The organism is Bacillus cereus G9842 (assembly GCF_000021305.1).
GTDB classification, from domain to species: Bacteria; Bacillota; Bacilli; order Bacillales; family Bacillaceae_G; genus Bacillus_A; species Bacillus_A thuringiensis_S.
On sequence record NC_011772.1, the window covers coordinates 4,249,453 to 4,261,257 of the forward strand.

Genomic DNA, 11,805 nt, shown 5'->3' on the forward strand with positions numbered 1-11,805 from the left:
CTAAATATGCTATTCGAAAAAGAAAGTATGTAAAAAGGACCGTATACGGCCCAAAATTATATTTGAAACTTATCAAGTTGTTCTAAGAAACGTCTTGATTTCAAATAAATTCCGCAATATTCATCATAATATGTATTCAATACTAAACGCATTTGTTTTTTTGTGCTATCCTTTACCGATACATTTCCGAGCCTATGTAAATCGAAATGGAAGAAAAGACGTAATAATTTATGAACAGCTTCTCCTACCGGTATACGATATGGGTCTTGCTCTGCATGACGTGAGCACAGAAAACCGCCTTCCCTGACGGAGAAGGCGACAAAGTCTGTTTCTTGATGACAAATCGCACATGTATCAAAGTACGGGCGCATCCCTAATACCGGAAGCATTTTCGTTTGATAAATTAATGATAATACTTCTGAATCAACACCCTCACACATATAATGCAACGTTTGATATAACATTTCAAATAAATACGGATTATGTTTTTTATCTTCTGTTGCTTTATCAGTTAACTCAACAATAAATGATGCATAAGCAGTTAAAAATATATCCTCGCGAATTTCTTTCATAGTTGAAATAATCTCGCCTTGTTGCAATGTTCCAAGCCCTGATCCCATTTGAATAAGAAAATGGCCATGTGTCATTAATTGCGACACAGATGCTAACCGGCTTTTCGGTTTTTTTGCCCCTCTTGCCATTGCACTTATCTTACCAAGTTCTCTTGAGAATATTGTAACAATCTTGTTCGTTTCTCCGTAATCTGTCGTACGGATAACGATGCCCTCAACTTTTTGAAACATGTTCGTCACCATCCAAGGTTTGAACAAAACGGGTCAAGAAATTGGAGAGTCTAGATGTGCTAGCTCCTCTTCATGTTGATCCATCTCATCGTTTACGTCTTTTTCCATTTCTTTCAAAAGCAAGTACGTTTCAATGCTTCCTGTTTTGGAGAAAAACTTCCAGGTAAAATCTAGCATAAGAATCCACCTTTCTCAATAAGCGTAGCCTATAAACCAATTTCCTTTGTTGTTATTAAATTGACCCATTTTGTCCATTTTCATGTGAGAAAAATTTTTCCTAATTTATCAAAGTTCATAAAAACCAATAATCAGCGGATGAACAAACCATCCACTGATTACAGCTTTACTATATTTTAATACTCGTCTTCACGGAAACCAAGGTCTCGAAGCTGTGACAGCTTGTTACGCCAATCTTTTTGCACTTTTACCCATACTTCTAAAAATACTTTAGAACCAAGTAGCGCTTCAATATCAAAACGAGCTCGCTTACCAACTTCTTTTAACATTTTCCCTTGTTTTCCGATGATGATTCCTTTTTGCGATGCACGTTCAACAACAATCGTTGCATTTATATAAACTGCGCCGCCCTCACGCTTTTGAATCGCATCGATAACAACAGCCACAGAATGCGGCACTTCTTCACGTGTTAAATGTAGTACTTTCTCACGAATAAGCTCCGCAATAATAAATCTCTCCGGATGATCCGTTACTTGATTATCTGGATAGTATTGTGGTCCTTCTGGTAAATACTTTTTAATTGTTCCAATTAAAGCATCCACATTATTACCGTCTAACGCAGAAATTGGTACAATCTCTGCAAACTCATGTAGTTTACGATATTGATCAATTAACTCTAGTAATTGTTCTGGATGAAGTTGGTCAATTTTATTAATTACTAAAAATACTGGTTGTTTCGTTTCTTTTAATTTCTCAATGATGAATTCCTCACCACGACCAAATCCTTCAACTGCATTGACCATAAACAGAACAATATCAACTTCTTTCAATGTCGTTTGAGCCATCTTTACCATGAAGTCGCCTAATTTATGTTTAGGTTTATGTATTCCTGGTGTATCAATGAAAATAACTTGTGAATCATTTTCTGTATATACACCTTGAATTTTATTACGAGTCGTTTGTGGCTTATCACTCATAATAGCAATTTTCTGGCCGATAATACGGTTTAAAAATGTAGATTTTCCAACATTCGGTCTGCCAATAATAGAGACAAAACCTGATTTATAACCTTTTCTATTCATGTAAATCCTCCGCTAAAAATGCTCCTGGTAACAATTCTCCGACTGTCGTCTCTTGAACGTCACCATGTAAATTTGATAAGTATACTTTCGTATCCTGTTTACATAATTCTACCATAACTTGTCGACATGCTCCACAAGGAGGTACTGGACGCTTTGTATCTGCTACAACCGCAATGGCTACAAATTCTTTATCTCCTTCAGAAACCGCCTTAAATAAAGCTGTTCTTTCAGCACAATTACATAAGCCATATGATGCATTCTCAACATTACATCCACGATATACTTTTCCATCGCTCGTTAATAATGCTGCACCTACTTGAAATTTAGAATATGGTACGTACGCTTGTTTACGCGCTTCGATTGCTTCTAAAATTAATTGTTTACTATTCATATTCCCGCATCCTTCCTGTTCACAGCTATGAAGAGATACACTCTCTCATTAAAGGCCCTTACGGCACTTCCAAAGCTTAATAAAAGCTTCGGAATGCAACTATACCATATACGGTAAAAAGATAATAGCACCAATTATAACAGCTATAATTGCAAACAATAAAACCGCTCCTGCTGCAACATCCTTTGCAATTTTTGCAAACGGATGAATATCAGCAGTCGCTAAATCTACTGTTTTTTCTACAGCCGTATTTACCATTTCTAAACTCATTACACTCCCTATTACAATAAGTAATATCATCCACTCTATTTTCGTAATATGGAAATAAAAGCCGCAGCATATAACAATGACTGCGGCTAAATAATGAATTTTCATATTTCGTTCATGACGAAGACAAAAGAACATACCAGCTATAGCATATCCAAAACTATCTATAAGTTTTCCTTTTTTCATCGTCCTAATCCAAAAGCTTCTAAAATTTCTTTTTGTCTTCCGAACATTTCTTTTTCTTCTTCTTCTGTCATGTGATCATAACCAAGCAAATGTAAAAAGCCATGTAACGCCAAAAATCCAAGTTCACGATCGAAAGAATGGCCGTACTCTTCAGCCTGCTCTTTCGCCCTTGGAATAGAGATAATAAGATCACCTAACATGCGCGGCATCTCTGCACCAACAATCTCCATTTCCCCTTCTCCCATCTCTTCCATGGCAAAGGATATTACATCTGTAGGTTGATCTTTATCTCGGTAATCACGATTAATTTCTCTAATGCGCTCATTATCTACAAATGTCACCGATACCTCCGCGCCATCCTCAATATTTTCCATTTGAGCTGCCTTTTCTAACACTTCACGAATTAAACTCATATACGCTTCTTTTACTTCTTCTGTTTCATCAATAAAATCAATTAACAAACTCATTCTTTCTCCTTTTCTTCCGGAATTTCCGGATATGTAATACGCGAATGGAAAATACCATTTAACGTTTCACATAACGTTTTCCCAACGATTTGTAGTTCCTTAAACGTCAAATCACATTCACTAAATTGACCGTCTTGCAATCGATCTTTAATAATGCTTTGCACTAAATTATTAATTTGTTCTGGCGTTGGGTGATTCATAGAACGTACCGCAGCTTCTACACTATCAGCAATACCAACAATTGCCGATTCCTTCGAAGTTGCTTTTGAACCCGGATAACGGAACATCTCTTCTGTATATTTTTCTTTATCTTCTTTAATCGCTTTATAATAAAAATATTTCAGTAACGTTGTACCGTGATGTTGCCCAGCGATATCAATAATTTCTTGTGGAATATGATATTCTTCGAGCATTCTTACTCCATCCGTTACGTGAGCAATTATAATATCTTTACTCGTTACAGGATCTAATTTATCATGCGGGTTTTCAATCCCCATTTGGTTTTCAATAAAGAATTGTGGTTGTACTGTTTTTCCTACATCATGATAATATGCCCCTACACGCGCTAATACACCATTTGCCCCGACTGCTTCGCAAGCAGCTTCAGAAAGATTCGCTACCATTACACTATGATGATATGTCCCTGGCGCTTCTAACAAAATTCTGCGTAAAAGCGGATGATTTGGACTTGATAGTTCCATAAGCTTCATACTTGATACGATTCCAAGTCCACTTTCTAAATATGGTAAAATCCCCATAGCCAAAACGGATGATATAATCCCTGAAAGTGAAGCCATTAATAATTGCGTACCAATTTCAAGAGGCGAAAAATTCCCATTACGTAATAATAAGAGCGCCGCCAATACGACTACATTTAATACAGAAACGAGTATACCAGCTTGTAAAATCATTGTACGACGATTTTTTTCTCTCAAGAAAATACTAACCGATAATGAACTTAACAATACGTAAATCCCTACACTATAATTTAATGTACTCGTTACTCCTTCATTAAACATAATACTTCCGCATACAGAAAAAATCATACTCGTTAAAAAGACAAATCGATCACCAATCATTAATTTCACAAGTATTGTTCCCATCGCAACCGGGACAACATATGCAATCCCTGCATATTCAAGTTTTTGAAACAAACTAATGATTTTCATTAAAACGATTGTGATAGACAAAATTGTGATATACGCTAAAACATACGGTCTATCTTCTCTTTTTCTCTTTAAAAATAATTCAAATTGTTTATGCATAAAGTATAGTAACACACCAATGAGTACCGCTAATCCAACATAAGGTTGAAAACCGTTCCCTTTTTCTAACAAGCCAACTAATTTCAACTGATTATACACATCACTTGAAATTGTTTCACCTTCTCTAACGAGAACTTGTCCTTGAAGAATATAAACAGGTGGAACTAAATCTTCCTCTGCTTTTCTCTTCTCTTTCGTTAAGATCGGGTCATAAAAATAATTCGCTGAAATTGCATATCTTCCTAGCGCCTTAATTGACTCTTTTAAACCATTATCAACATTAACACTATTCATCTCACTTACATATCGTTCTTTCGCATCTTTCAATTCGTCCATTTTAATGTGCTCAGTCATGATACTATTAATCGCTGTGACCGCAGCATCTTTCGCTAATACTAATTGGCTCGAATCTGCATTAATCAAATTTAGTAAGTTTGAATCAGATAATTCTTTCGTTAAGTCAGCGGGTAGTTTCTTTTTTAACTTGTCCACTTTCTCAGCATCAGTCATCTTTTTTTGATCATCCGGTCCAACAGCTTTAATCTCTTGCACCACTTCATCCACTTTAGCAAAGACGTCATTCACAATATCAACTTTATTTTGTTTATACTCACTTTTATATGTATATTGATCTTCAACTTTTGTAGAGGCTTCTTTTTTCTTTTTATCCGTTGTAACTTTATCTTCAATTTTTATAGGAGAATGGATTGTCTTTTTCGCAATAGAATACATGTTAACATCTAATTGCTCTGGTTTTACATTATTCATAAGCGCAAAAAACAGCACTGCTCCTAATACAACGTAAGAAATCCAACTTAGTTTTTTCGAATGTTGTAAATTACGAAACCACTTAGAAATTTCTTGAGATCTTGACATGATTTCAATACCTTCTCCTCTCCAGAAATAAAGTGAAACTATTTATAGCTTTCATTTCTTCTACCCAACGATACTTTGAGGTAACATTTTATACACCAGTACCTATAGTTTATTTTCCTTATCTTTCATGATAGTAAAAAATATGCCGTTCGCCAACCTTATCATACAAAAAGAAATGATCCTGACAAATAGGATCATTCCATTTTATCATATGCCTCAATAATACGTTGCACCAATGGATGTCTGACAACGTCTGTTTGTTCTAATGTAATAAATGACAGACCTGATACACCAGATAAAATATTAGCAGCTATAGATAGCCCTGATTTTACCCCTTTTGGCAAGTCTACTTGTGAAGGGTCCCCTGTAATAACCATTTTAGAACTAAAACCTAATCTTGTTAAAAACATTTTTATTTGAGCACCCGTTGTATTTTGAGCCTCATCTAAAATAACAAATGAATCATCAAGCGTACGCCCCCTCATATAAGCAAGCGGCGCGATTTCAATTACTCCTCGTTCCATCATACGCTGCGTATATTCTTGTCCAAGAATATCATGTAAGGCATCATATAATGGGCGTAAGTATGGATCTACCTTCTCTTTCAAATCCCCTGGTAAAAAACCTAAATTTTCTCCAGCTTCTACAGCAGGTCTTGTTAGAATGATTTTCTTTACATATCCTTGTTTTAAAGCTCTCACAGCCATTACTACGGCTAAGTATGTTTTTCCAGTTCCTGCAGGCCCTATCCCAAAGACAATATCATTCTTCTTCATTGCATGAATATATCGTCTTTGCCCCATTGTTTTTACACGAATGGATTTACCTTTTGCAGTCTTGAAAATTTCTTCTTCATATAACTCTTCAAATTGAGCAACTTTCCCTTGTTGTGCGAGCTGAATTGCATACGCAACATCTCTCTCTGAAATTGATATACTTTTACGAATTACAACAAGTAATTGCTGTAAGATTTTTTCTACGAGTGTCACCGTTTCAACTGCCCCAGATACATGAACAGTTTCTCCTCTAGTTACGATCGATACATTCAGTTCTCGTTCAATTACTTTTAAATGCGCATCATTGACTCCAAAAAGAGCGATTGCTTCGTTAGTATTTTCCAATTGTTGGTTCATTTCTACTAATTGTTCTGCCATTACTCAGTCTCCTTGAATATCGGATTCGGATATTGGTTGTGGCTCTGCAATATTTTCAATCACAGTATAATGCAATGTGACTTTTAGTTGATCCGCCTCAACCTCTTTACTCAAAATCTTATCACTTACAATCATAGCATGTTCATCCAATTTTTTCTTTAGTTCTTTTTCGGCCATCTCTTTCGCTACTTTCAGCGCTTGCTTTTCTGTATATTCTCGGTTCGCTTCTTCCTCTTCTCTCACAACATCTTTTTCATATGCAATCGGCAGTGTAAAACCAAATAATTTCACATCATGCTTTACGCTTTCAGTACGAGAGCGTTTATACTTATCATGTTGAAATCCCCATATTTTTATTTTCGTACCCCCAAATTTAAGAAAATGTTCATTGTATACATTACCAGTATACACTTGGAATTGCGTCTTTAACGGGACATCCACCTTAGATGTATACCACGTTTCGCCATACACAATACCTTTCGCTGAAACAATCGTTGGACTTTCCTCATTACCATATATTCCCGATACGAGAATCTGCCCTTTTTCCACATGATCATTTTTCAGTACAACCGGCTTTCCAACTTCTACAAACGTTTTTGTAATAATCGCTTCTTTTTTTGCTACTAAATTTTGCGGCATTTGTTCCTTTTCTTTTTTCGGTTCGTTTTTTTCAACAATTTTAAAATGATACGTCGTTCCTCTTACTTCTAATCCCGCCCAAGTAATGGCATTAATATTATCTGTCAAATGGCGTTGTACATCTTCTACATTCGGCATTTGAAACTGTAGTTTTCCTTTTTTAATACCCATTTTATCCAATTCTTTCATCAATATATATTCTGTTTCAGGTTTTGCTCCTGTAATTTCAATTTTCCAAACCATATTGGACATTGCAATCACGCCAAAAAAGAAAATTAAAAACCCAATTAAAAATCCACTGTTTTTAATTAAACGCTTATTCCAAAAAGGAAAACCATAACGTCCAATAAAGTATAATTTACATTCATTTTTTCTATAAATTGGTTTTATTTTTTTCACATCGCGTAACAACATACAAAAAACTAACGTTTCATCAGCTATCTTCTTAACATCCCAAACTAATAAATTCCTCCGTACACATTCATTAACAAACCGTTCCGCTCCTCTACCTTCAATTCGCACTTTTACATATCCAAGCCACTTTATAAACCATTTATTTTTCATTTACCACCTTCACTACCTTTCTAAAAGTAGATTTGAAGCATTAAAATAGCTCGTACTAAAATGAAACAAAGTAAAACTGTAATCGATCTCTATCAACGAAACTTTTACAGGATAAAGAAGAAAAACTTCACTAATGGAAGTTTCACTTCAATCACCTTTTTTTTCATTTTCTAAAAATGTTACTTGCTCAATTATCCCTTCGAGCAAAAGCTCTTCTGGAAGAATCGTTTTAATAACAAAGGATTGTCCTTTAATTAGTAATTGACCGTGTTTTAAAAGCAATCGCACTTCTTTATCTGAAAACACTAATAGTCCCCGATGATTTTCTATATAAATATGTATTTGCCCAACAAGAGTAATCCGAGGTAGATCCATTAATACATCCACTGGTAGGTCTACTTGTTTTGTTAACCAATTTTTCATTTGTTCTAATTTCTTCATCTCGAAAGACCCCCCTCTCATCCCATATATGTATTTCTTCACAAGTGCCTATCGTGTTATAACGACTTCACTAACATAACTATATTCTGTAAGAGTTCATATCATGTTAATAAAACAGTCGCTATATGAAATCATATTTATCGGGACAATGATGGATCAGAGGATGTGATCCTTAATAATAGAAGTATTAATACAAGAATATGCGCCCCTAGGGGATATCAGTACAAGTTGCATGAAGAAATTGAGCCTAGTGAGAAGTTAGAAACTTGAAAAACCCTGTTACAATTTGTTCTGGGCGTGACATACTGACCATAGAATAAGTAGTTGTCATTCATTAGACAAATGAAATAAAATTCGAAAAAGAAATTGCTCCACTCTAAATTTTACGTTGTAAGTAAGAATACTTTATAGGTAGTTGTTATATGAATTTCAAAAAATATTAGGATTCACTAAAAAACAAAAAAATGAATTAATAAGCGAGGAAATACGAAAGGAAATTGGATTTAGTCAAGAAATTTTGAATGTTATAAAACAAGTCACTGACAGTAGCATCTAGCCCTTCTATGCAACTGATTCAAAATCTAAAATAGCTGGAGTCTCTGTCGTTACCTTTGAAGATTATGCTGAACAGCAAGTTATAAAACTTCAATCTGAACTTCAGCCCCCCATACTTAGCTTTTATTTGTGAAAGAAGTTTTAGTCAAGGAAGTAAGAGTAAGTGTAGCATTGGAAGTATACAAGGAAATGGCCAATTTGATATCCTTGCAATCCAACCAACAAATGGCGTTAATTACGAAGTTAGCAATAAAGATGTTATTTTTAAACTAAGAAAATGGAATGATCGCTATCCTTTTATCATAATCAGTGCAGATTATGACTGGGTTGATACCATTTTTAGCGTGTTACCTACAGACGCCGAAATGCAATCTTTCGCGCAAGAAATGTATGAATTTTGTCCAGATATAGTGGAACAAGGAACAGAAAGCATTGAGGAGTTAGTCGAAGAAATTAAGAAAACGAAAAAGCTTTTTTTATGGTGGGATTAATCATAACTAAGGCCGTTACCCTTTTTTACATACCAGAGGCGTTTCTATCACTTACAGAAACGCTTTTTAAGCAATATAGTGTTTTTCCTTAATAAGAACAATAAAAAAACGTCTCATACGAAATGAGACGTTTTTTTATGCTAATAGCTGGATAACCAACTTATTCACAAGTGATCCGTCTGTTTTACCTTTTACTTTCGGCATAACAGCAGTCATCACCTTACCCATATCTGCTTTAGAAGTCGCACCAACTTCAGAAATAACTTGTTTGATTACATCAACTAGTTCTTCTTCAGTTAATTGCTCTGGCAAATATGCGCTTAAAATCTGAATTTCACTTTGCAGTTTATTAACAAGGTCTTCACGACCAGCTTTTTTAAATTCAAGGAGGGAGTCCTTATACTGTTTTACTTCACGAGCTAAAACTGTTACTTCCTCTTCTTCAGTAAGAGTATGTTGCAGTTTAATACCTTCATTTTGTAAAGCAGCCTTAACCATACGAATAACGGTTAATTTTTCTTTTTGTTTATTCTTCATCGCTTGTTTCATATCATCGTTTAAACGACCGAGAAGACTCATAACTTACACCCTCTCTTAGAATTTACGCTTTCTTGCCGCTTCAGATTTCTTCTTACGTTTTACACTTGGTTTTTCATAAAACTCGCGCTTTCTTGCTTCAGCAAGTGTACCAGTTTTAGAAACCGATCTTTTAAAACGGCGAAGTGCATCCTCCAAAGACTCGTTTTTACGAACGACTGTTTTTGACATTCTCTTTCCCTCCCTCCGAAACATCACACTTACATACTAACTTCAGCATGCAAAAAGAAACACTTCTTCAGCATGTCTTTTACGATTATAATACATTTTATCACTTCAGGTCAACTATTTGGCAGAATAAAAGAAGAATAGAAGCATTTCCTTTTCAAAAGTTATACAAATATCTAGTATCCTTCTTTCATGAAGACAACTATATTTTTATCATTTCAACTTTTTTCATACAGGGATGCACGAAACGCCTCCCTACCTTCTAGTACTTAACCGCTTCAAATAAAGAAAGCATGCAAACCATTTCCGGTTGCACGCTCTTTTTTATGCGCTTGCTGATTCTTTTTTCACATCATCTTCAAGAACACGAACAAATTGCGCTTCGTTATATGGATAGCCAGCCTTCGTAATTTTCACTTTCACTAGCTTACCAATTAATTCTTCTGATCCTTCAAATACAATTTTCAAGTAGTTATCTGTATACCCTACATATAACCCTTCACGGTCGCCGTCTTTAAATTGCTCTTCTGGAATGATTTCAAGCACTTCACCTTCAAACGCTGATGCATATTCTTTCGCTAATTGATTAGATAGCTCAATTAAACGATGAACACGATCGTTCTTCACATCTTCAGGAACTTGATCTTCCATGCGTGCTGCAGGTGTTCCTGTACGTTTTGAATAAGGGAACACGTGTAACTCAGAGAAGCGGTTCTCTTTAATGAAATTGTATGTTTCCATGAATTCTTCTTCTGTTTCACCTGGGAAACCAACGATTACGTCAGATGTAATCGCAAGGCCTGGTAACGCTTCTTTCAAACGATCTAAACGCTCTTGGAAGAATTCCATCGTATATTTACGACGCATACGTTTTAATACAGTATTAGAACCAGATTGCAACGGAATATGCAAGTGACGTACAACTACTTCAGATTTATCTAACACTTCAATTACTTCATCTGAAATTTGACTCGCTTCAATAGAAGAAATACGAAGACGTTTTAATCCGCCTACTTCCGCTTCCATATCACGAAGTAATCCAGCTAAGTTATAATCTTTTATATCTTCGCCGTATCCACCTGTATGAATACCCGTTAATACGATTTCTTTATAGCCTGCATCCACTAATTGTTGTGCTTGTTTAATAACCTCTTTTCCATCACGAGAACGCATTAAACCACGCGCCCAAGGAATGATACAGAATGTACAGAAGTTATTGCAACCCTCTTGTATTTTTAAAGACGCACGTGTACGATCCGTGAAATAAGGTACATCAAGTTCTTCGTACACACGTGTTTTCATAATATTGCGGACAGCATTAATTGGTTGACGCTCTTTACGGAATTCTTCGATGTAACCTAACATCTTTTCACGATCCTGTGTACCAACTACAATATCTACACCTGGAATCGCCATAATTTCAGCTGGAGATGTTTGTGCATAACATCCCGTTACGCAAATAACTGCATCTGGATTTTGACGCACAGCACGTCTGATTACTTGACGGCTTTTTTTGTCCCCAGTATTCGTTACTGTACATGTGTTAATAACATAAACATCAGCTTTCTTTTCATATTCTGTTCTTTCATAACCACCTTGTTTAAACAATTGCCAAATGGCTTCTGTTTCATAGTGGTTTACTTTACAACCTAACGTATGGAACGCAACAGTTGACATTGATC

The 11,805-nt window shown here is 35.4% G+C and carries 13 protein-coding genes and 1 pseudogene; 1 reads left to right on the top strand and 13 read right to left on the bottom strand.

Features of this window, described 5'->3' with window-relative positions:
• Positions 1-56: 56 nt before the first annotated feature.
• From recO to yqfC, 10 genes are all read right to left on the bottom strand, one after another.
• Entirely contained in the window at positions 57-803 is a 747-nt protein-coding gene (gene recO, locus BCG9842_RS21400) for a DNA repair protein RecO (RefSeq protein WP_000487007.1), read from the bottom strand.
• Positions 804-836: 33 nt separating this feature from the next.
• The gene (locus BCG9842_RS21405; protein ID WP_000883924.1) at positions 837-980 is read right to left on the bottom strand and encodes a YqzL family protein; all 144 of its coding nucleotides are present in this window, start codon (positions 978-980) and stop codon (positions 837-839) included.
• A gap of 176 nt (positions 981-1,156) precedes the next feature.
• Positions 1,157-2,062: a GTPase Era gene (era, locus tag BCG9842_RS21410; protein ID WP_001080236.1), complete on the bottom strand. Its 906-nt coding sequence runs from the start codon at positions 2,060-2,062 to the stop codon at positions 1,157-1,159.
• Positions 2,055-2,453 carry a cytidine deaminase gene (locus tag BCG9842_RS21415; RefSeq protein ID WP_001086287.1) on the bottom strand — a complete coding sequence of 133 codons (399 nt, stop codon included), beginning with the start codon at positions 2,451-2,453 and terminating at the stop codon, positions 2,055-2,057. The genes era and BCG9842_RS21415 overlap by 8 nt, the downstream gene beginning before the upstream one ends.
• Before the next feature lie 99 nt (positions 2,454-2,552).
• Entirely contained in the window at positions 2,553-2,906 is a 354-nt protein-coding gene (locus BCG9842_RS21420) for a diacylglycerol kinase family protein (protein ID WP_000715475.1), read from the bottom strand.
• Complete coding sequence (gene ybeY, locus BCG9842_RS21425; protein WP_000054680.1) at positions 2,903-3,373, bottom strand: rRNA maturation RNase YbeY; 471 nt, start codon at positions 3,371-3,373, stop codon at positions 2,903-2,905. Before ybeY ends, BCG9842_RS21420 begins: the two co-directional genes overlap by 4 nt.
• Positions 3,370-5,514, bottom strand: a complete 2,145-nt coding sequence (locus BCG9842_RS21430; protein WP_000091515.1) for an HD family phosphohydrolase — start codon at positions 5,512-5,514, stop codon at positions 3,370-3,372. The genes ybeY and BCG9842_RS21430 overlap by 4 nt, the downstream gene beginning before the upstream one ends.
• 194 nt (positions 5,515-5,708) lie before the next feature.
• Positions 5,709-6,668, bottom strand: coding sequence for a PhoH family protein (locus tag BCG9842_RS21435; protein WP_000840522.1), 960 nt, complete (start codon positions 6,666-6,668; stop codon positions 5,709-5,711).
• 3 nt (positions 6,669-6,671) lie between these two features.
• Positions 6,672-7,871 carry a sporulation protein YqfD gene (gene yqfD / locus BCG9842_RS21440; RefSeq protein ID WP_000792496.1) on the bottom strand — a complete coding sequence of 400 codons (1,200 nt, stop codon included), beginning with the start codon at positions 7,869-7,871 and terminating at the stop codon, positions 6,672-6,674.
• Positions 7,872-8,018: 147 nt separating this feature from the next.
• Positions 8,019-8,312: a sporulation protein YqfC gene (gene yqfC, locus BCG9842_RS21445; RefSeq protein WP_000732269.1), complete on the bottom strand. Its 294-nt coding sequence runs from the start codon at positions 8,310-8,312 to the stop codon at positions 8,019-8,021.
• Positions 8,313-8,727: 415 nt separating this feature from the next.
• On the opposite strand from yqfC, the pseudogene BCG9842_RS31960 reads away from it, so the two are divergent.
• Positions 8,728-9,358, top strand: a pseudogene (locus BCG9842_RS31960) (DUF4253 domain-containing protein).
• A 135-nt stretch (positions 9,359-9,493) separates the two neighbouring features.
• On the opposite strand, the gene BCG9842_RS21450 reads toward BCG9842_RS31960, so the two are convergent.
• From BCG9842_RS21450 to mtaB, 3 genes are all read right to left on the bottom strand, one after another.
• Positions 9,494-9,937 (bottom strand): GatB/YqeY domain-containing protein, encoded by a 444-nt coding sequence (locus BCG9842_RS21450; protein WP_000054582.1) that lies wholly within the window; start codon positions 9,935-9,937, stop codon positions 9,494-9,496.
• 15 nt (positions 9,938-9,952) lie between these two features.
• On the bottom strand, positions 9,953-10,126 hold the full coding sequence (gene rpsU, locus BCG9842_RS21455) for a 30S ribosomal protein S21 (RefSeq protein ID WP_000048061.1): 174 nt from the start codon (positions 10,124-10,126) through the stop codon (positions 9,953-9,955).
• Positions 10,127-10,447: 321 nt separating this feature from the next.
• A complete protein-coding gene (gene mtaB / locus BCG9842_RS21460) occupies positions 10,448-11,800 on the bottom strand; it encodes a tRNA (N(6)-L-threonylcarbamoyladenosine(37)-C(2))-methylthiotransferase MtaB (RefSeq protein ID WP_000108679.1) in 1,353 nt (450 codons plus the stop codon).
• Between the last annotated feature and the right edge of the window lie 5 nt (positions 11,801-11,805).